The 19,337-nt window shown below is 58.9% G+C and carries 28 protein-coding genes, 1 tRNA gene and 1 pseudogene; 19 read left to right on the top strand and 11 right to left on the bottom strand.

Annotation, left to right across the window (positions count from 1 at the left end):
* The first annotated feature begins 147 nt into the window (after nt 1-147).
* The gene (locus J5M58_RS13610; RefSeq protein ID WP_207878426.1) at nt 148-300 is read left to right on the top strand and encodes a hypothetical protein; all 153 of its coding nucleotides are present in this window, start codon (nt 148-150) and stop codon (nt 298-300) included.
* The gene (locus J5M58_RS13605; RefSeq protein ID WP_207878424.1) at nt 275-667 is read left to right on the top strand and encodes a hypothetical protein; all 393 of its coding nucleotides are present in this window, start codon (nt 275-277) and stop codon (nt 665-667) included. The genes J5M58_RS13610 and J5M58_RS13605 overlap by 26 nt, the downstream gene beginning before the upstream one ends.
* 17 nt (nt 668-684) lie before the next feature.
* On the opposite strand, the gene J5M58_RS13600 is transcribed toward J5M58_RS13605, so the two are convergent.
* On the bottom strand, nt 685-1,341 hold the full coding sequence (locus J5M58_RS13600) for a hypothetical protein (RefSeq protein ID WP_207878422.1): 657 nt from the start codon (nt 1,339-1,341) through the stop codon (nt 685-687).
* Nucleotides 1,342-1,445: 104 nt separating this feature from the next.
* Here J5M58_RS13600 and J5M58_RS27950 point away from each other — a divergent pair.
* The 15 genes and pseudogenes from J5M58_RS27950 to J5M58_RS13520 all read left to right on the top strand — a co-directional run.
* Nucleotides 1,446-1,748: pseudogene (locus tag J5M58_RS27950) on the top strand (NUMOD4 domain-containing protein); the annotation flags it as partial.
* A 228-nt stretch (nt 1,749-1,976) separates the two neighbouring features.
* On the top strand, nt 1,977-2,393 hold the full coding sequence (locus tag J5M58_RS13585) for a hypothetical protein (RefSeq protein ID WP_207878428.1): 417 nt from the start codon (nt 1,977-1,979) through the stop codon (nt 2,391-2,393).
* Between the two features lie 74 nt (nt 2,394-2,467).
* Nucleotides 2,468-4,411: a DNA cytosine methyltransferase gene (locus tag J5M58_RS13580; RefSeq protein WP_207878420.1), complete on the top strand. Its 1,944-nt coding sequence runs from the start codon at nt 2,468-2,470 to the stop codon at nt 4,409-4,411.
* Between the two features lie 65 nt (nt 4,412-4,476).
* Nucleotides 4,477-5,631 carry a RelA/SpoT domain-containing protein gene (locus J5M58_RS13575; protein WP_207878418.1) on the top strand — a complete coding sequence of 385 codons (1,155 nt, stop codon included), beginning with the start codon at nt 4,477-4,479 and terminating at the stop codon, nt 5,629-5,631.
* Between the two features lie 253 nt (nt 5,632-5,884).
* Nucleotides 5,885-6,208: a hypothetical protein gene (locus tag J5M58_RS13570; protein ID WP_243432337.1), complete on the top strand. Its 324-nt coding sequence runs from the start codon at nt 5,885-5,887 to the stop codon at nt 6,206-6,208.
* Nucleotides 6,205-6,501, top strand: coding sequence for a hypothetical protein (locus tag J5M58_RS13565; RefSeq protein WP_207878414.1), 297 nt, complete (start codon nt 6,205-6,207; stop codon nt 6,499-6,501). Before J5M58_RS13570 ends, J5M58_RS13565 begins: the two co-directional genes overlap by 4 nt.
* Nucleotides 6,498-6,749, top strand: coding sequence for a hypothetical protein (locus J5M58_RS13560; RefSeq protein WP_014591205.1), 252 nt, complete (start codon nt 6,498-6,500; stop codon nt 6,747-6,749). The genes J5M58_RS13565 and J5M58_RS13560 overlap by 4 nt, the downstream gene beginning before the upstream one ends.
* Nucleotides 6,746-7,081 carry a hypothetical protein gene (locus J5M58_RS13555; RefSeq protein WP_207878412.1) on the top strand — a complete coding sequence of 112 codons (336 nt, stop codon included), beginning with the start codon at nt 6,746-6,748 and terminating at the stop codon, nt 7,079-7,081. The genes J5M58_RS13560 and J5M58_RS13555 overlap by 4 nt, the downstream gene beginning before the upstream one ends.
* Nucleotides 7,078-7,506, top strand: coding sequence for a phage protein NinX family protein (locus tag J5M58_RS13550; RefSeq protein WP_207878410.1), 429 nt, complete (start codon nt 7,078-7,080; stop codon nt 7,504-7,506). The genes J5M58_RS13555 and J5M58_RS13550 overlap by 4 nt, the downstream gene beginning before the upstream one ends.
* The gene (locus J5M58_RS13545) at nt 7,494-7,826 is read left to right on the top strand and encodes a hypothetical protein (RefSeq protein ID WP_207878408.1); all 333 of its coding nucleotides are present in this window, start codon (nt 7,494-7,496) and stop codon (nt 7,824-7,826) included. The genes J5M58_RS13550 and J5M58_RS13545 overlap by 13 nt, the downstream gene beginning before the upstream one ends.
* A gap of 46 nt (nt 7,827-7,872) precedes the next feature.
* Entirely contained in the window at nt 7,873-8,064 is a 192-nt protein-coding gene (locus J5M58_RS13540; protein ID WP_128573910.1) for a hypothetical protein, read from the top strand.
* Between the two features lie 56 nt (nt 8,065-8,120).
* Nucleotides 8,121-8,444: a hypothetical protein gene (locus J5M58_RS13535; RefSeq protein WP_207878399.1), complete on the top strand. Its 324-nt coding sequence runs from the start codon at nt 8,121-8,123 to the stop codon at nt 8,442-8,444.
* Nucleotides 8,445-8,482: 38 nt separating this feature from the next.
* On the top strand, nt 8,483-8,659 hold the full coding sequence (locus J5M58_RS13530) for a hypothetical protein (protein WP_207878396.1): 177 nt from the start codon (nt 8,483-8,485) through the stop codon (nt 8,657-8,659).
* 19 nt (nt 8,660-8,678) lie between these two features.
* Nucleotides 8,679-9,077, top strand: a complete 399-nt coding sequence (locus tag J5M58_RS13525; RefSeq protein WP_207878394.1) for a hypothetical protein — start codon at nt 8,679-8,681, stop codon at nt 9,075-9,077.
* Nucleotides 8,963-10,144: a tyrosine-type recombinase/integrase gene (locus J5M58_RS13520; protein ID WP_207878392.1), complete on the top strand. Its 1,182-nt coding sequence runs from the start codon at nt 8,963-8,965 to the stop codon at nt 10,142-10,144. Before J5M58_RS13525 ends, J5M58_RS13520 begins: the two co-directional genes overlap by 115 nt.
* Nucleotides 10,145-10,226: 82 nt before the next feature.
* On the opposite strand, the gene J5M58_RS13515 is transcribed toward J5M58_RS13520, so the two are convergent.
* The 9 genes from J5M58_RS13515 to thrS form a co-directional block, all read right to left on the bottom strand.
* Nucleotides 10,227-10,303: transfer RNA gene (locus J5M58_RS13515), tRNA-Pro, on the bottom strand.
* A gap of 111 nt (nt 10,304-10,414) precedes the next feature.
* The gene (locus J5M58_RS13510; RefSeq protein WP_003250681.1) at nt 10,415-10,771 is read right to left on the bottom strand and encodes a MerR family transcriptional regulator; all 357 of its coding nucleotides are present in this window, start codon (nt 10,769-10,771) and stop codon (nt 10,415-10,417) included.
* Entirely contained in the window at nt 10,752-11,054 is a 303-nt protein-coding gene (gene ihfA, locus J5M58_RS13505; protein ID WP_003250679.1) for an integration host factor subunit alpha, read from the bottom strand. The genes J5M58_RS13510 and ihfA overlap by 20 nt, the downstream gene beginning before the upstream one ends.
* 4 nt (nt 11,055-11,058) lie before the next feature.
* Complete coding sequence (gene pheT, locus J5M58_RS13500) at nt 11,059-13,440, bottom strand: phenylalanine--tRNA ligase subunit beta (protein WP_207878390.1); 2,382 nt, start codon at nt 13,438-13,440, stop codon at nt 11,059-11,061.
* Between the two features lie 31 nt (nt 13,441-13,471).
* A complete protein-coding gene (gene pheS / locus J5M58_RS13495; protein WP_112252431.1) occupies nt 13,472-14,488 on the bottom strand; it encodes a phenylalanine--tRNA ligase subunit alpha in 1,017 nt (338 codons plus the stop codon).
* A gap of 109 nt (nt 14,489-14,597) precedes the next feature.
* On the bottom strand, nt 14,598-14,954 hold the full coding sequence (rplT, locus tag J5M58_RS13490) for a 50S ribosomal protein L20 (RefSeq protein ID WP_003250671.1): 357 nt from the start codon (nt 14,952-14,954) through the stop codon (nt 14,598-14,600).
* Nucleotides 14,955-14,981: 27 nt separating this feature from the next.
* Nucleotides 14,982-15,176 (bottom strand): 50S ribosomal protein L35, encoded by a 195-nt coding sequence (gene rpmI, locus J5M58_RS13485; protein ID WP_003250667.1) that lies wholly within the window; start codon nt 15,174-15,176, stop codon nt 14,982-14,984.
* Between the two features lie 61 nt (nt 15,177-15,237).
* Nucleotides 15,238-15,789 carry a translation initiation factor IF-3 gene (infC, locus tag J5M58_RS13480; RefSeq protein ID WP_177328455.1) on the bottom strand — a complete coding sequence of 184 codons (552 nt, stop codon included), beginning with the start codon at nt 15,787-15,789 and terminating at the stop codon, nt 15,238-15,240.
* Nucleotides 15,789-17,711, bottom strand: a complete 1,923-nt coding sequence (thrS, locus tag J5M58_RS13475) for a threonine--tRNA ligase (protein WP_085622146.1) — start codon at nt 17,709-17,711, stop codon at nt 15,789-15,791. Before thrS ends, infC begins: the two co-directional genes overlap by 1 nt.
* Nucleotides 17,712-18,046: 335 nt before the next feature.
* On the opposite strand from thrS, the gene J5M58_RS13470 reads away from it, so the two are divergent.
* On the top strand, nt 18,047-18,352 hold the full coding sequence (locus tag J5M58_RS13470) for a hypothetical protein (RefSeq protein WP_207878388.1): 306 nt from the start codon (nt 18,047-18,049) through the stop codon (nt 18,350-18,352).
* A 162-nt stretch (nt 18,353-18,514) separates the two neighbouring features.
* Complete coding sequence (locus J5M58_RS13465; RefSeq protein ID WP_003250656.1) at nt 18,515-18,727, top strand: cold-shock protein; 213 nt, start codon at nt 18,515-18,517, stop codon at nt 18,725-18,727.
* A gap of 190 nt (nt 18,728-18,917) precedes the next feature.
* Here J5M58_RS13465 and J5M58_RS13460 read toward each other — a convergent pair whose 3' ends face one another.
* Complete coding sequence (locus tag J5M58_RS13460) at nt 18,918-19,238, bottom strand: I78 family peptidase inhibitor (protein ID WP_003260961.1); 321 nt, start codon at nt 19,236-19,238, stop codon at nt 18,918-18,920.
* Nucleotides 19,239-19,337 lie beyond the last annotated feature (99 nt).

The following is a 19,337-nucleotide window of genomic DNA, read 5'->3' as shown; positions in this document are numbered from 1 at the left end:
CTTTCTCGGTCACTTGCTTGACCGCTTCGATCTTGAATTCTTCGGGGTAACGCTGACGACTCATGGCACCTCCTATTTGGGCCTCATTATGAGGCTTGGAGGTGTCTACGAAACCAGGGGCGATTCACACTTGAGCACCAGCCAAACATGAAGCGCCTGGCCCGCGAGCCGGACGACGCCAAGGTGTTCGACGCAGCGCTCAAGATCATCAACCGGGTGTGCGACCTGCTCGACATCGGGCCGGGCACCACCTTCGTGCGCAATGGAGGCGATGATGGCTCTGACGCAGCAGCAGCGTGATGAGAAACGCAGGGCCAAAGAATCGCGCGCCAAGGTTGAAGATCTGCGGATGAAGGCCGGCCAGGGCACCCGCCAGGCCCTGGCCGAGATCATGAAGTGGGCCGAAGTCGAGGAAAACGGCGAGGCCATGACCCTGCTGATCCACCGCATCCATGAATTAGGGCCTGAAGCGGCCCGACACTTCCTCAGTGCGCCGCGCCACGAAATCGTTGTGTCTGATTTTGTGGCGCGCCGGCTCGATCAGTTCCGCATTGGTCGTGAGCTGCGAGCGGCTGACCTGCTCCTGGGCGATGACCCTGACGATACAGGCGTGCTGCTTCTCTCAAGTCGGAGTGAATATGCAGGGCATCGGCGCCGGAGAGTTTAGCACCGTCTAGTCGCTCCTTAGATTCGGTCGGACCTGTTCATTGTATTTTCTTGAACATCAAAAACTCCAACCACGGACATGGCCATTGCATGATGATGACGAAGCTGATCTAGCGTTCTAGCAAGCTCTAGCTTTTTTTTAACATCCCGCAAATAGTAATCACAAACTCTCTTGGCATACTCTGCGCCCGCCTTGAGCTCGTTAATCATTATTAGATTGCAACGAGCCTGCTCGACAACAGAGAAATCATTAAAAGTGTATAAATTGCTCTCCCAATGCAGGTTAAGCCCTAGTGAAAAATATTCCCTCATAGGCTCAGGACTGCCAGTAACTTCAGTAATTTGCATTTTTTCACAAAGAAATTTTAGCTGATTGCATTGGCTTTCTGCGGCCTTTCTGAATATAGCCCTAATGCGCGCAACGTGCTCGGCCTCCTCTTTCTCTTTAGCCAATCGCTCGTGCACTCTCTGAGAGTGGCTAACATACAACGCACCCAAGATAGCCGCTATCGAGCCAAAGGCTTGAATCCATGAAGCAAATTCTGAGCTGCTAGTTGGAACCACTCCTTTAACACTCGTCATTAGCACCCATGCGGTCGGGGCAATGATTAAGCATAACCAAAGTACCTTGATTGCAAACGGAGCGCTTTCCCTCACCAGTCGCGAAATATCCATCCATAACCCCGAGAATAAAGCTCGGAAATTTACTCGCAAATAAACCAAATTGCCACCATGCCGCATCCGGCCACGGAGGGCGGCGCATGCTAGGGAGATAATCCATGCATCCAGAATGGAGGCCGATTCCCGGCTTCGAGTCAGCCTACCTGGTCAGCTCCGAAGGCCAGGTCAAATCGGTGGCCCAGGGCGCAGGGCGAGTGCCTGAGCGTCTGCTGAAGCAGTTTGCCGACCGGGGCGGATACATGAAGTTGGTGCTCTGCACCAAGGGCCAAAGGACCAATGTCTATGTCCACCGCCTCGTGGCAGAGGCGTTCCTGCCAAACCCTGATGGCCTTGCTCACGTCAACCACATTGATGGCGCCAAGGACAACAACTGCCGTGAGAACCTCGAATGGACCTCATCCGGCGAGAACAACATCCATGCTTGCCGAGTGCTGCTGAAGCGCGTGCGCCCAGTGGTGGCTGAAAGCACCAGCGGCCCGGTATCGCTCTGCTACCCGAGCATTCGCCAGGCCCTGGAAGATGGCTTCCATCGCGGCTCAATTCAGCGATGCATTGAAGGTCGGCGCCGCCGTCATGGCGGGTACCGCTGGCATGACTGCCTGCCATTCAGGCCTGAACAAGGAATGATCATGAGCAACTACAACTGCGACTACGTTCGCCGACACTACGACGTGCCTGCGGAGATCGGGCGCCGCGTGATCGCCAACGGTGAGCCAGGCGTCATCATGGCCGACCGTGGACACTACATCGGCGTCATCCTCAACAGCGACCCGAAGAAGCGCATTCGCAACTACCACCCAACTTGGGAGATGCAGTACGGCGAAATGGCCGAGAAACTGCCGCTCAAGCAGTGGGAAGTGCTCACCAACGGCATGTATGACTGGGATGACGTCCGGTACATGCTGGGCGATGCGCGCCATTACGTGCAGCGCGTGTGGGCGGCCACTCGAAGCCAGGCCAAGTACCGGGCCTATCAAGAGCTGGCCGAGTGCTTCAACGACGACGCCACCGCCATGCTGTCGTTCAAGGTCCGAGCTGCCGCCTGACCCTCCGGCGCTGCCCGCTAGCGCCTTCCCCTATTCAACGATAACGACTCACGCCACCCCGGCGAGGACCGCCCATGTCTGCATTCCAGAAAAAGAACCCGCTCGACTTCAAAACCCAGTACGGCCTTGGCTTCGATCCGCAAGACGATGAGATCGTGGTGGACTTCTTCTGCGGTGGCGGCGGCGCCGGTACCGGGCTGGAAATGGGCCTGGGCCGCCCAGTGACCGTGGCCAAGAACCACAGCCCGGCGGCAATCAGCATGCACACCGCCAATCACCCAGCGGCGCGCCACTTCACCACCGACGTGTTCGAGGGTGATCCGGATGAAGAGTGCCAGGGCCGGGCCGTGGGCTGGTTCCACATGAGCCCCGACTGCACGCATCACAGCCAGGCAGCCGGCGGACAGCCGCGCAAGCGCGAGATCCGCAACCTGTCGTGGATCGGCCTCAAGTGGGCCGGCAAGAAGAAGCCTCGGGTCATCAGCCTGGAGAACGTGAAGCAGATTTTGCAGTGGGGCCCGCTGATCGCGAAGCGCGACAAGGCCACTGGCCGGGTGATAAAGCTGGATGGCACCGTGGCCACCGCCGGCGAGCGCGTGCCAGTGCAGCAGCAGTTCCTGGTGCCCGACCCGAAACGCCGCGGCATCACCTGGCGCCGGTTCGTGCACCTGCTGGAGGACATGGGCTACCAGGTGGAATGGCAGATCATCAAGGCCTGTGACTTCGGAGCTCCAACCAGCCGGGAGCGCCTGTTCATGATCGCCCGCTGCGACGGGCAGCCTATCGTGTGGCCAGAGCCGACCCACGCCAAACACCCAGCCAAGGGCCAGCAGAAGTGGCGCACCGCCGCCGACTGCATCGACTGGAGCGTGCCGAGCAAGAGCATATTCGGTCGCAAGAAGGCGTTGGCTGATGCCACGCTGCGCCGTGTAGCAAAGGGCATGAAGAAGTTCGTGCTGGACAACCCGCAGCCCTTCATCGTCCCGATCGCGAACTGGTCGGGCGAGCTGGCCCAGTCGGCGCACGAGCCACTTCGCACGGTGACCTCCTGGCCGCGCGGCGGATCCTTCGCCATGGCAAGCCCGGTGATTCTTCCAGCAACGCACCAAGGCGCCGACCGAGTGAATAACCCGGGCGATCCCCTGCCAACAGTAACTGCCGCCAACCGCGGCGAATTGATGATGGCCAGCCCAGTAATGGTTGGGGCCGGCGGCCCGGTGTATGCCGGTAAGCCAGTAGCAGCTGACCAGCCAATGGGTACCCTGATGACCCAGAGCCACCGGGCGCTGGCATCGGCGCATCTGGTCAAGTTCAGGTTCAACAGCGAGGGAGCAGCTATCACCGATCCGGTGCCGACCATCACGAGCGGCGGCAACTACAAGCGCCCTGCGGGTGCAGCCCATGCCATGGGCGTGTGCACAGCCTTCATTGAGCAGGCGAACGGCGGGTTCAACACCACACCAGCCAAGGGCGCGGATGAGCCACTGACCACGGTCACCAACACTGGCAGCCAGCAGCGCCTAGTGACGGCCAGCTTGGCCACGTTGCGTCGCAATTGCGTAGGGCGTGCGGTAGATGAGCAGGTGCCAACCATGACCGCCGGCGCAGAGCACCACGCCCTGGTCGAATACAAGCTATCGCCGGAGCACGAGGAAGGCGCCCTGCGCGTCGCCGCGTTCCTGATCAGCTACTACGGGACGGAGAACATCAGCGGCTGCGACTCGCCAGCGCCTACGGTGACCACCAAGGACCGCCTGGGCCTGGTCACGGTCTTCGTGAAGGGTACGCCCTACGTCATCGTCGACATCTGCCTGCGTATGCTGCAGCCGCATGAGCTCTACCGCGCCCAAGGCTTCCCGGCCAGCTACATCATCGACAAAGGTGCCGACGGTAAGCCGTTCACCAAGACCGAGCAGGTGCACATGTGCGGCAACAGTGTGAGTCCACCACCTATGGCTGCATTGGCGAGAGCCAATGATCCCTGGCTGCGTCAGCGCTATCAGTCCGCAGCAGCTTAAGTCCTGTAACTAAATCTAAAATTGAAGCATTATGCTTTCGCCAACAAACCTTGCAGGACTAGAGCATGGACAACTCTCTTGATTCATTTTTGAGTTCCCAGAACATCAGTACGAACGATTGGGGTATGGCTCGTATTGATTGGGATTTACTCTACGCCATCGCTATCGACCACATTGATCGCTCTGAGGATCTGCGAGCAACAGCGAGTTACTTCGCATCTGCATTCCAAGCAACGCCAGGGGTGCATTCCGTACGCTGGCGCATTAAAGACCCTGAGCACCTTCTGGCAAAAATCATTAGAAAACGAATTGAAAAGTCAGAAAAGTACGAGAATATCAGCCTAGAAAATTATAACAGCATCATAACCGACCTAATCGGAGTCCGCGTACTACATTTGTTCAAGCATGAATATGAGGGCATAGACCAGGCAATTCGTGCAAAATGGAACCTGCATGAATCTCCGCCTATCCACTACATCCGCACCGGAGACACAACTCCAGATAATTTCAAAAAAGACTTATTTGACGAAAAGCCCCATCCAGCTGGCTACAGGTCCATTCACTATGTCTTGAGGACGCAACCAACAATTCGTGAAAACCTGGTAGAGGTTCAGGTACGAACTATATTTGAAGAAGGCTGGAGCGAAATAGACCACAAGATCAGATACCCTAATTTTTCAGACAATCCGTTAGTTGTATATTTTCTGACTATATTTAACAGAATGGCTGGAAGCGCTGATGAGATGGGAACCTTCGTAAAAAATCTATCTGTAGCCATGAGCATCAACGATCTGCAGGTCGTAAAGCTCACTGAAGAGCGCGATCAGACCCTTCTGAAGATGAGCCTTCTAGTCGAAGAGCTTGCTCAAGCCAAAGACACAGGCGAAAGCTACAAAGAAACAATTGCAAAACTTCAAAGCGATTTACAACAACTCAAAACAAACTCGGACCGAGATGCCACCTCTAAGTCATCAAAATGGTCCTCCAGCCTTATCGACATAAACTCGATGGCCGAGGATATTCGGAAAAGCACGATGTTATTCCCCTCTCTGTCAGACATACAACTTAGTTCTAACGAGGAACTTGTTAAGCTTGCGCAAGAGTTCAGCAAAAGCACCAAACATCACAATGAAATAATAGCCAACACACTTAAGCATACCAAAAATTATACTGTTAAAAAAACCTCCAAAGAAGATGATTCCGAGGATAAAGACAGCTGATCAAGTTATAGCTTACCATACAATTTTAACTGACCGACCAGTTCAGAAACTTATCATGAATGGCGACCCGCAGTGGTGCGGGTCGCCGAAGCGTGAATTAATCAAAATCCCTGGAGTCACTCCGATTTCACTTTGACACCATAGTTAAGCGGGCACTCTCCTCAATATCGGCCCGGCTACAGCGACGTCCTCCCTTCTCAGCTAACAAAACCTCACTATTCACTGCCGCGATATGGCGGCCAAGGACGAAGTCATGTCTGAAGGAAAGCAACTGATTCAGCCGGTAGCCATTGAGCGTGATGAGCACGGCTTCTGGACTGACCCTGCGTGGCCATCCACGGACGAGGAGTTGATTCCCTATGCCTGGTTCTATGATCGCGGCATGGACGTAAAGCAGGTTGAGTTTGAGTACGACGCCTCGGAAACCCTGCAGGCAACCTGGCACCACGACGGTATCGCAGACTGCACCAGCTGGAACCCAAGCAAGCCGGCAGGTGATGGCTGGTTCATCTTCTCCATCCATGACACAGAGGACGGCCCAATCTGCGTTTGGGTACGTCAGAAGGTGCAGTCATGAGGCTGAAAAAGTATCCGCTCGACGTTCAGAGCGTGGGCAGCAACACCTATATCGCCATGAGCAAAGGCCATCACGACCTCGAGGTATTCATGGCTGAAGCCGTGAAGGAATGTCCGGGCTGGTTCCTGGGTGGGCCGCAGCACAAATGGTGCAAGACCGTGCCGTATCGCTCGGGCGAGTTTGCGCACCGATACGTGTTCGTGGAGGAAGGTACACCAGGCGCCTGGCCGGCGACCTACTGCTGTGAGTTCGGCGAGGATTACAAGCGCTACAACGCTGAGATGCAGCCATGACCCGCCTCGCCCTCTGCCTCCTGCTGCTGGCCACCGGCGCCAGCGCAACCGAGAACGTCATCGACGTGCAGCACGACAGCCAGCGCGGCGTCACCTGCTACCTGCTGAATGGGGTCGGCATCAGCTGCATCCCCGACAGCCAGCTGCAGGCCGGCAACCAGCGCCAGCTCTCCCCGCACGAAACCCAACCCGAACCTACACCCGCTCTGGCGCCTGGGCGCTGGATTGATGAGAGGTATCAGCTGTGACGGAACTCGAAGAATTGCTGCTGGCCGCCAAGGCCGCCGGGCTTGAAGTTGAGCCCTGCACCTGCAGCGATCCGAAATGGCCGCTGCGTATCAAGGGGCAGTCGGGCACCCGGGCGCATTGGAACCCCAACATCAACGATGGCGACGCTTTCAAGCTGGCCATTGACCTAGGAATGCAAGTCAACGTCGAAGGCTCTGGCGAGGATGAGGCCGTCTGGGCTGACGACACCATGCTCTGGGTGAACAGCGAGTACGCCCAGGGTGATCGCCGGAAGGCTGCGCGCACGGCCATTGTCAGCGTTGCCGCCCAGCGCGGGGAGAAGATGCCATGACCGACCTGATCGAAGTGAGGGTATCCAACCTGACTGGCCTTGCTCTGGACTGGGCCACAGGCATTGCAGATGGGCGCGAACTGGAGTTGCCCGGAGCAGTGAGAGGGCGGAATAACGTGGTCTGGTGTGATCCGTTCGTGGTTAAGCGGGATGGTCGCCCAGATTTCCATGACAAAACGCGCCGCAAGTGGCAACCGTCCACTGATTGGAGTGCCGGCGGTCCGCTGATCGACAAGCACCTCGGCAGCATCCATCACAACCCGCACCTGGAGGACAGCAGTTGCCGGTACAGCGCCGGCCCGGCAGGTGCCGGCATCTGGCTCTACGGGCCAACAGCATTGATCGCTTTCTGCCGCACCCTCGTCCTCACCAAGCTCGGCGATACCGTCCAGGTGCCGAAGGAGCTGATCACATGCCCAGCCTGATAAAGGTGCAAACCTGCGACCTCGCAGGCAAGGCGCTGCTCTGGGCCGTCGAGCTGGTGGACGGTCCGGTGCCGGCGGCGGCCGGCCAGCTGCAACTGTCACTGGGCGACCAGGTCATCGACGACGCAACCGGCGAGCACCTGATCCAGAAGCATGGCATGTGGATTGAGCGCGGGTACAGCTGGCCATGGTTGGCCTGTGTGTCAGGTCACCCACTGGACAGACAACCCGGCGATACCCGGGCAGAAGCTGCAGCCAGGGCGGTCGTGCACCACGCCCGTGGCGAAACCATAAACGTGCCGAAGGAGTTATGCCAATGATCCTGCCCCTGATGTACATGGCCTACCTAATATGGAAGGCGCCAAGATGAGCAAGAACTGCAACACCTGCAAATGGCTGGAGTGGGTAGACGGCGAGCACGAATCGGACACCGGATTCACCTGCAACAAGCGCCATAACCAGATGTGGGCCGCCGGCCGCGAGCAAGAACTGCACGCCAACCTTGATCGCGAGGAATACCGGTCCCGCTACAAACGCTGCTTCGAGCCAGAAGCCTAACCCCTCCCCATACAATTCAAGCTCGCCGACATGCGCGGGCATGGAGAGCTATTGCCATGACGAAAGAAGAACTGGCCGGCCTGCCGGCGAAGGTGCGCATTGCCATAGAAGCTGGAAAGGCCGCAGCAGCTGCCTGCACCGATGACGGCGGCAGCGCAAACCTGGATCGGGTTGTTATTCCGGTACCGGGCCTGCGCCCTAACCAGCTGCCCGGCCTACCGGGCTATGTGCAGAAGAAAAGCCGCTACCACCAGCAGGGCATCCATCTGGACACGCCTTGGCCGGGACAGGGCAATCAGCACAGTGCCGGTGTACAAGCCATGCACAAGTCGCTCAAGGACCAAGGCGTCAACTGCTACGTCTACTACCAGGTCGACTGACCACCAACCTGCCGCCACCGGCGGCGTGGAGACCATCCATGAACCTGATCGACTGCTACGTGACGAAGATCCTCGGCGAGCCGTACCGCAAGTTCGGCGCCTGGTGGGTCGATGTCGAATACAACAGCTGGGGCAGCGTCAGTACCACCCGACTCATGTTCCGCACCGAGGAAGCCGCCAAGGCGGCGAAGGTCGGGCACCACTTCTTGGCCTGATCGGCCGCAGGAGAACCCCATGGCAAACGCCACTGCAGCTGCACCGACAGCCTTGCAGCCAAGATTCCTGCGCGCGAAAGACGCGCCGGGCTACCTCGGCATGTGCAAGGACGAATTCAAGAACACCGTCAGGCCGCATGTCCGTGAATTCCCTATCGGGAAGCAGGGCGTCGGCTTCGACCGCCTCGAGCTGGATGCCTGGGCTGACGCCTACATCGAGGCCATGGCCGTTGAAAAGGCCAGCAATCAGGACAACAATCGACCCCGCAGCGGAAGTACGGCCGGGGAATCCAAGGAGACTCCATGGCCAAAAAGGCAATCACAGGGCTCCAGAAAATGCCAAACGGCATCTGGAAAATCGACAAAGTCTACAGGGGGGAGCGAATTCAAGAGAGCACTGGCACAACTGACAGGGTAGAGGCCGAGCAGTACCTGATCCACATCCTGGAGAAGATGCGGCTGCGCAAGGTGTATGGCGTGCGCGAGATCAAGACCTTCAGTGCCGCTGCAGCGCGGTACCTGATTGAGCACAAGGACCAGCCGTCATTCAACGTCACTGCCACCTACCTAAATCAGCTGGATGACTACATCGGCCACCTGCCTCTGACGCATATCGATGATGAGGCACTGGCGCCATTCATCCGGGACCGAAAGGCGGACAGCGTTCTGCCGGACGGGACGATAAAGAAGGGCGTGAGCAACCGGACGATCAACATCGCGATCGAGCGTGCGATTCGCGTGTTGTCGCTGGCTTGCAGGAAGTGGCGGGATGAAGAGCGCAGGCCTTGGCTCGATAGCGTACCGCTGCTGACCAAGCTGGAAGAGAAGAAGGCGAGCCGAAAGCCCTACCCCATGACTTGGGAGGAGCAGTCGATTCTCTTCGGGGAGTTGCCGGACCACCTGCAGCGCATGGCCCTGTTCAAGGTGAACACGGGCTGCCGCGAGCAAGAGGTCTGCAAGCTGAGATGGGATTGGGAAATCTTCGTACCTGAGCTTGGCACTAGCGTGTTTCTGATACCGGCTGAGTTTGGCGGCCGACATGAAAACTCGGGGGTAAAGAACCGGGACGAGCGCCTGGTAGTGCTGAACAGCGTGGCGAAGTCGGTAATCGATAGTCAGCGAGGCATCAGTCGGGAATGGGTATTCCCCTACAACGGTACGGCGATGCATCGCATGAACGACTCAGCCTGGAAGAAAGCTCGGGTGCGCGCGGCGAAGCTCTGGCAGGAGCAACACTTGCGGCCGGCACACACTGGGTTCGCATCCATACGCATTCATGACCTCAAGCACACTTTCGGCAGGAGGCTGAAAGCAGCAGGCGTTAGTGAAGAGGACCGCAAATCGCTATTGGGCCATAAGAACGGCAGCGTGACCAGTCACTACTCCGGCGCGGAGCTTGGTCAGCTGATAGAAGCAGCAAACAAGGTATCGGCGACCGACTCGCGCGGACCGGTGCTGACAATTTTGAAGAGGAGGATCGGATGATGAAAAAAGGCGAAGTCACTCGAAAAGTCACTAGCCCCAGAAACAACGAAGCCACCCGAAGGTGGCTTAGTCGTTTAAATAATGGTCGGGACGGAGTGATTCGAACACTCGACCCCTTGCACCCCATGCAAGTGCGCTACCGGGCTGCGCTACGCCCCGACTGGGCTTGAAGCATGTTCTCAATCCTACCGAGAACGTTGAAGAATGTACCCTAACCTCCTGATAAATGAAAGCTTTTTCGCAAAAATTTTCACTCATCAAAACCCCAGGTCACTTCTTCAACACCACCAACACATCCTCCAATTCAACAATCATCTGCCGAATCAGCTGCTTGTACTGGCTAGACTCATCCTTGGCCTCATCACTGGAAAGCCGCAACCGAGCCCCACCAATGGTGAACCCCTGGTCATAAAGCAGCGCGCGAATCTGGCGAATCATCAGCACATCCTGCCGCTGATAATACCGCCGGTTCCCCCGCCGCTTCACGGGATTGAGCTGATCGAACTCCTGCTCCCAATACCGCAGCACGTGCGGTTTTACCGCACAAAGCTCACTCACCTCACCAATGGTGAAGTACCTTTTGCCCGGTATGGGGGGCAGTTCGTCGTTATGGCTTGGTTCCAGCATAGGCCTCAACCCGGGCCTTCAACTTCTGCCCTGGACGAAAGGTGACGACGCGCCGTGCGGTGATCGGGATTTCTTCCCCTGTCTTGGGGTTGCGGCCCGGCCGCTGGCGTTTGTCGCGAAGGTCGAAGTTGCCGAAACCGGACAGCTTGACCTGCTCGTTCTCTTCAAGTGCGTGCCGAATTTCTTCAAAAAACAGCTCGACCAGCTCCTTGGCCTCACGCTTGTTAAGCCCCAGCTCCTCGTACAGCCTTTCGGCCATCTCAGCTTTCGTCAGAGCACCCATGCCGTTATTTCCTTAACGTGGTGTTCAACCTTTGTTCGAGCGAGGTGAGGATGTTTTGCAGGGTAGTGTTCACCTCATCGTCGTTAAGAGTGCGCGATGGATGCTGCCAGGTCAAGCCAACGGCAAGGCTTTTTCTATCAGGATCAATACCTTTACCTTGGTAGACGTCAAACAGCCTGAGGTCTGTAAGCCATTCGCCTGCATTGTCACGAATTACTTCAAGCACCGCGCTAGAAGCTACATCACGACCTGCGATCAAAGCCAGGTCACGACGGGTTTCCGGGAACTTGGACAGCTCGCTGAATTTCGGCAGGCGGCCTTCGACCACATCGCCCAGCACCAGCTCGAACAGGAACACCGGGCGGTCCAGGCCTAGGGCTTTGGCCAGCTCTGGGTGGATGGCGCCGAGGTAGCCGACCAGCTTGCCGTCACGCTCGATGGCGGCGGTCTGGCCTGGATGCAGGGCTGGGTGCTTGCCGGCGCTGAAGGTGAAGTCGCTCAGGGCGCCGGAGTAGCCCAGCAGGGCTTCCACATCGGCTTTGACGTCGAAGAAGTCGATGCCGTCGCGGCCGTTGGCCCAGCCTTCTGGCAGGCGGCTGCCGGTGACAACGCCGGCGATCATCGGCTGCTGCTGCAGGTCGCCGAGCTGGCCGACGAAGCGCAGGCCGCTTTCGAACAGGCGTACGCGGTCTTGCTGGCGGTTCAGGTTGTGCTGCAGTGCCTTGACCAGGCCCGGCCACAGGGACGCGCGCATGGCGGCCATGTCGCTGGAGATGGGGTTGGCCAGCAGCAGCGGCTCTACGCCCGGGCTGAACAGTTCGAACAGTTTCGGGTCGATGAAGCTGTAGGTGATGGCTTCCTGGTAGCCGCGGGCAACCAGCAGGCGGCGCAGGGTCGGCAGGTCACCGCGGGTTTCTGGCTTGCCTTTCGGCGCCAGGCGGGCTTGCGGGTAGCGTACCGGCAGGTTGTTGTAGCCGTACAGGCGGGCCAGCTCTTCGATCAGGTCCACTTCCAGGCTGATGTCGAAGCGGTGGCTCGGCACGTTGACCGTCCACTGCCCTTCCCCACTGTTGGTGGTGGTCAGCTCCAAGGCGTTGAGCAGCTGCTCGACCTGGGCGGGGTCCATTTCCATGCCGAGCATCTGGGTGATGCGTTCGGCGCGCAGGGTGACCGGGGCCACTTGCGGCAGGTGCTGTTCACTGACGGCTTCGACCACCGGGCCGGCTTCGCCGCCGACGATGTCCAGCAGCAGCTGGGTGGCGCGCTCCATGGCTTCGCGGGCCAGCTGCGAGTCTACGCCGCGCTCGTAGCGGTGCGAGGCGTCGGTGTGCAGGCCGTAGGAACGGGCTTTACCGGCAACGGAAATCGGCTCGAAGAAGGCGCTTTCCAGGAACAGGTCGCGGGTTTTCTCGGTGTTCACACCGCTGTGCTCGCCACCCATGACGCCGGCGATGGCCAGGGCGCGGGTGTGGTCGGCGATGACCAGGGTGTCGGCGCGCAGGGCCACTTCCTGGCCGTCGAGCAGAACGAGCTTCTCGCCCTCTTCAGCCATGCGTACGCGGATGCCGCCGTTGATTTCTGCCAGGTCGAAGGCGTGCATCGGCTGGCCGAGTTCGAGCATCACGTAGTTGGTGATGTCGACGGCGGCGTCGATGCTGCGCACGTCGCTGCGGCGCAGGCGCTCGACCATCCACAGTGGGGTCGGCTTGCTCAGGTCGACGTTGCGGATGACGCGGCCCAGGTAGCGTGGGCAGGCAGCCGGGGCGCTGACTTCGACCGGGCGCACTTCGTCGTGGGCAGCCGGTACGGCTGGCACTACCGGGCGGGTGACCGGGGTGTCGTACAGGGCGCTGACGTCGCGGGCCAGGCCGGCGATGGACAGGCAGTCGCCGCGGTTAGGGGTGAGGCCGATTTCGATGCTGGCGTCGTCCAGGCTCAGGTACTGGCGAATGTCTTCGCCAACCGGGGCGTCGGCAGCCAGTTCCAGCAGGCCGTCGTTCTCTTCGCTGATCTGCAGCTCGGCAGCCGAGCACAGCATGCCGAAGGACTCGACGCCGCGCAGCTTGGCCTTCTTGATCTTGAAGTCGCCTGGCAGTTCGGCGCCGATCATGGCGAACGGAATCTTGATGCCTGGGCGGGCGTTAGGGGCGCCGCACACGACCTGGAAGGTTTCCTGGCCGTTGCTTACCTGACACACGCGCAGCTTGTCGGCGTCCGGGTGTTGTTCGGTGGCGAGGATTTCGCCCACGACGATGCCGCTGAACTGGCCGGCAGCGGGGGTAACGCTGTCGACTTCGAGGCCGGCCATGGACAGGCGGGCGACCAGTTCGTCACGGGAGACTTGCGGGTTTACCCAACCGCGCAGCCACTGTTCACTGAATTTCATGCTGTTCTCCTAGAATGTGCGTCGATTGGGCCTAGCGGAATTGGGCAAGGAACCGCAGGTCGTTATCGAAGAACAGACGCAAATCGTTGACGCCGTAGCGCAGCATGGCCAGGCGCTCGGCGCCCATGCCGAAGGCGAAGCCCTGGAACTCTTCAGGGTCGATGCCGGACATGCGCAGCACGTTCGGGTGCACCATGCCGCAGCCCATCACTTCCAGCCAGCCGGTCTGCTTGCACACGCGGCAGCCTTTGCCGGAACACATCACGCACTGGATGTCGACTTCGGCAGACGGCTCGGTGAAGGGGAAGAACGATGGGCGGAAACGTACCGCCAGTTCTTTTTCGAAGAACACGCGCAGGAATTCTTCGATGGTGCCCTTGAGGTCGGCGAAGTTGATATCGCGGTCGATCAGCAGGCCTTCGACCTGGTGGAACATCGGCGAGTGGGTAATGTCCGAGTCGCAGCGGTATACGCGGCCCGGGCAGACAATGCGGATTGGCGGCTGGCTGGACTCCATGGTCCGCACCTGCACCGGCGAGGTGTGGGTGCGCAGCAGCATGTTGGCATTGAAGTAGAAGGTGTCGTGCATCGCCCGGGCCGGGTGGTGGCCGGGGATGTTGAGCGCTTCGAAGTTGTGGTAGTCGTCTTCCACCTCTGGGCCTTCGGCAATGCCGTAGCCGATATGGGTGAAGAACTGCTCGATGCGCTCGAGTGTACGGGTGATCGGGTGCAGGCCACCGGTGGCCTGGCCGCGGCCTGGCAGGGTGACGTCAATGCATTCGGCAGCCAGGCGAGCGCTGAGCTCTGCTTCTTCGAAGGCGGCCTTGCGGGCATTGAGCACAACGGTGACGCGCTCTTTGGCGTCGTTGATCAGCGCGCCGACTTTCGGCCGCTCTTCGGCTGGCAGGTTGCCCAGGGTCTTCATCACCTGGGTCAGCTCGCCTTTCTTGCCGAGATAGTTAACCCGGATCTGTTCCAGGGTATTGATGTCTTCAGCGCGCTCCACGGCCTCTAGGGCTTGGGAGACCAACGCATCCAGGTTTTCCATGTACAGACTCCAGATACGAAAATAGGGGAAGAGCTTTGAAGGCTCTTCCCCTATCGATGACGTTCAATGCCCGACGACGCTAGCGCCGCCGGGTGATTGTCGCGGGTACTTAAGCCAGAACGGCTTTAGCTTTCTCGACAATCGCAGCAAACGCCGCTTTTTCGTTCACTGCCAGATCGGCCAGAACCTTACGGTCGATTTCGATCGAAGCCTTTTTCAGGCCAGCAATCAGACGGCTGTAGGACAGACCGTTGGTGCGGGCACCGGCGTTGATACGAGCGATCCACAGTGCGCGGAACTGACGCTTCTTCTGACGACGGTCACGGTAGGCATATTGACCTGCCTTGATGACAGCCTGCTTGGCAACGCGGAATACGCGCGAGCGTGCACCGTAGTAGCCTTTAGCCAGTTTCAGAATTTTCTTGTGACGCTTACGAGCGATGACGCCACGCTTAACACGAGCCATGAGTAACTTCCTCTATCTAAACCAGAATTAACGTACGCGCAGCATGCGCTCGACTTTTGCCACGTCAGACGGGTGCAGCAGGCTGGCACCGCGCAGTTGACGCTTACGCTTGGTCGACATTTTGGTCAGGATGTGGCTCTTGAAAGCGTGCTTGTGCTTGAAGCCGGAAGCGGTCTTCAGGAAGCGCTTCGCAGCACCGCTCTTGGTTTTCATTTTTGGCATGTTGGAACTCCGCATTCGATAAAATTACACAATAATCATCAGGCCTGCCGTGCCCGGGAGATTACTTCTTCTTTTTGGGGGCGATGACCATCATAAGCTGGCGTCCTTCCATCTTCGGATGCTGCTCAACGGAGCCGTATTCGGCGAGGTCGGCTTCGACCCGCTTCAACAGCTCCATGCCCAGCTCCTGGTGGGCCATCTCACGGCCGCGGAATCTCAGAGAGATCTTGGCCTTGTCCCCATCGGTAAGGAAACGTACCAGGTTGCGTAGTTTTACCTGGTAATCCCCTTCTTCCGTCCCTGGACGAAACTTGATTTCTTTGATCTGGATCTGCTTCTGGTTCTTCTTGGCTTCGTTGGCCTGCTTCTTCTTCTCGAAGAGGTGCTTGCCGTAGTCCATCACCTTGCAGACAGGCGGTACCGCGTCTGCAGAGATCTCCACCAGATCCAGCTTCGCTTCTTCAGCGATACGAAGCGCTTCATCAATCGAGACGATGCCAACCTGCTCGCCATCAGCGCCAATTAACCGAACCTCGCGGGCCGAGATATTCTCGTTGATCGGGGCCTTCGGTACAGCACGCTTATCGTTTCTCATTTCACGCTTAATAGTCATTACTCCGATTCTTGGCGTCCACGCCGGGAAACCGCTTGTGTCAGGAGCTCAGCGAACTGGGCGACGGGCATGGAGCCCAGGTCTGCGCCTTCGCGAGTACGCACAGCAACGGTTCGTGTTTCGACTTCGCGATCCCCTATAACCAAAAGGTACGGGACCTTGAGCAAAGTATGCTCGCGGATTTTAAAGCCGATCTTCTCATTTCTCAAGTCCGACTTGGCACGGAAACCGCTACCGTTCAGGGTATTTTCCACCTCGAGGGCGAAATCGGCCTGCTTGTCGGTGATGTTCATGATCACTGCCTGGGTAGGTGCCAGCCAGGCCGGGAACACGCCGGCGTAGTGCTCGATCAGCATGCCGATGAAGCGCTCGAACGAGCCGAGGATGGCGCGGTGCAGCATGACCGGGCGAACACGGCTGTTATCTTCGGCGATATAGCTGGCATCCAGGCGTTCTGGCAGGTTCGGGTCGTACTGCAGGGTACCGCACTGCCAGTTACGGCCGAGGCAGTCGCGCAGGGTGAACTCGATCTTCGGGCCGTAGAAGGCGCCCTCGCCCGGCTGGTACTCCCACTCCAGGCCCGATTCGTTCAAGGCGTCGGCCAGCGCGCCTTCGGCACGGTCCCACAGCTCTTCGGAACCCACGCGCTTGGCCGGGCGGGTCGACAGCTTCATGGCGATGTCGGTGAAGCCGAAGTCCTTGTACACATCCAGGGTCAGCTTGATGAAGTCGGCGGCTTCTTTCTTCACCTGTTCTTCGGTGCAGAAGATGTGCGCGTCGTCCTGCACGAAGCCACGCACGCGCATGATGCCGTGCAGGGCGCCGGATGGCTCGTTACGGTGGCAGGCACCGAACTCGGCCAGGCGCAGCGGCAGGTCGCGGTAGCTCTTCAGGCCCTGGTTGAACACCTGCACGTGGCACGGGCAGTTCATCGGTTTTACCGCGTAGTCACGGCTTTCCGACGAAGTGGTGAACATGTTCTCGGCGTAGTTGGACCAGTGGCCGGAACGCTCCCAGAGAATACGGTCGACAACCTGTGGGGTCTTGATTTCCTGGTAGCCGTTGACCCGCTGGACCTGGCGCATGTACTGCTCGAGTACCTGGTACACGGTCCAGCCGTTGGCGTGCCAGAACACCATGCCCGGGGCTTCTTCCTGCAGGTGGAACAGGTCGAGCTGCTTGCCGATCTTGCGGTGGTCGCGTTTTTCGGCTTCTTCGATGCGCTGGATGTACGCAGCCAGCTGCTTCTTGTCGGCCCAGGCGGTGCCGTACACGCGTTGCAGCTGTTCGTTCTTGGCATCACCGCGCCAGTAGGCGCCGGACAGCTTGGTCAGCTTGAATGCCTTGAGGAAGCGGGTGTTCGGCACGTGCGGGCCACGGCACATGTCGACGTATTCTTCGTGGTAGTACAGGCCCATGGCCTGCTCGTCCGGCATGTCTTCGACCAGGCGCAGCTTGTAGTCTTCGCCACGGGCCTTGAACACATCGATGACTTCGGCGCGCGGGGTCACCTTCTTGATGACGTCGTAGTCCTTGTCGATCAGCTCCATCATGCGCTTTTCGATGGCGGCCATGTCTTCAGGGGTGAAGGGGCGCTCGTAGGCGATGTCGTAATAGAAGCCTTCGTCGATGACCGGGCCGATCACCATCTTGGCGGTCGGGTACAGCTGCTTCACCGCGTGGCCGACCAGGTGGGCGCACGAGTGACGGATGATCTCCAGTCCCTCTTCATCTTTAGGGGTGATGATCTGCAGGGTGGCGTCGTTGCTGATCAGGTCGCAGGCATCGACCAGTTTGCCGTCGACCTTGCCGGCCACGGTGGCCTTGGCCAGGCCGGCGCCGATGGAAGCGGCGACTTCGGCTACGGATACGGCATGATCGAACGAACGTTGACTGCCATCGGGAAGAGTAATAACGGGCATGGCGCCTCCTCTCCTAGTGGTGACCCCTACCAAAGGTCACGTGGGTTGGGATGAGCCAGTACAAGATCCGACCTGCCTTCCCGCAAAGGAAGCCTGCCTCACAGTGGCAGAAGCCTTTCGGCTTGCGAGGGACGAACCAGAGTGACTGGGGAGAAAAAAGATAGCTGCGGAGCGCAACGGCGCAACCGCAAGCCGAGCATGCTAGCACGCAGGGTGCGCGGGCGCAGAAATATTTGGAAATTACAGCCTTTGGGTGAACTAACGCGGAAAAATTCCTATCAGACCTTGGGAAGCAACCTACTCTTGATGAGACCTGACCCAAGGAGTAACTGGTTATGCGAGTTCCGTCTCTTCTGGCCCTGGCGGCCGCTGGCGCCCTGCTGCTGCCTGTAGCTGCGAACGCTGGCAACTTCCCAGCCGGGAAGGAGGCCGCCTACATGACCCAGTGCACCCAGGTGGCCAGCGGCCAAGGCGTTGACGCCGCGACCGCGAAAAAGCACTGCGATTGCGGTGCCCAAGCCATCAAAAAGAATTTCACCGATGCGGAGATCGCCGACCTGGACAGCAACGATGGCGTTGACGCCAAGCTGATGCAGAAGGCGCAAAGCGTGGTGAAGAAAGCCTGCGCACCGAAAAGCTGAAACGTTGAAGCCGACGCGGGCTAGCCATTCTTTGAGATGGATCAATATCCTGCGAAGGTAAAAGGCGCTAGATGCGCAGAATTAGACTATGATGTGTTCCGTGCTCCGTAGCCTCGGCCGCATTGCACCACTGAAAAAACTAAATGTTCTGGAGATTCACCCATGTCCAATCGCCAACAAGGCACCGTCAAATGGTTCAATGATGAGAAAGGCTACGGCTTCATCACCCCAGCAGGCGGCGGCGACGACCTGTTCGTTCACTTCAAGGCCATCGAATCCGACGGCTTCAAGAGCCTGAAAGAAGGCCAGACTGTTTCCTTCGTCGCCGAGCGCGGCCAGAAGGGCATGCAGGCTGCACAGGTTCGTCCGGAGTAATTCGGATAGCTGTAAAAAAACCCGCCCTTGTGGCGGGTTTTTTTATGGGTGTGAACTTGCTCTGGCAGATATGCCCAGCCTGTGCTGGCCTCTTCGCGGGTAAACCCGCTCCCACAGGGGACGGCGCAGACCTGGAGGCTAACGCTATCCCTGTGGGAGCGGGTTCACCCGCGAAGAGGCCGGCAAGGCATCAACCGCAGTTGACGCGAACCACCTTGCCCTGCTCGTCCACATTCAGGTTCAAGCGCTCGGAACGGTACTCCAGGGTAACCACGTCGTGCGGCTTGAGAATGCGGGCCATCTGCGAGCCACTGGCCTTGCGCGCCTGCTCCAGCAGTTCGGCGCTGGCCGGCTTGCCAATGGCGAAATCGGCGCCGCTGGCTTCGCAGCGGCCATCGTTGCCTGCCGGCGTGGCTGGCGCAGCGCCACCCGCAGAATTGCCACCAGTGCTGCAACCAGCCAGGACAGCAGCCACCGCCAGGGTTGCCAGGTAAGCACGGGTACGGAACATGAAGCCTCCTAAATCGGTACGGGAACTGTCTGATCCGACAGTTCCACTCATCATTTGTTGCAAAACCGGTCAAGTCTGCCTGAACTGGCCGGCAGAGGC

This window comes from Pseudomonas sp. 32_A, from assembly GCF_017490905.1.
Lineage (GTDB): Bacteria > Pseudomonadota > Gammaproteobacteria > Pseudomonadales > Pseudomonadaceae > Aquipseudomonas > Aquipseudomonas inefficax.
Note: the sequence above shows the minus strand (reverse complement) of the source record. Positions and strands in the feature narration are given on the sequence as shown.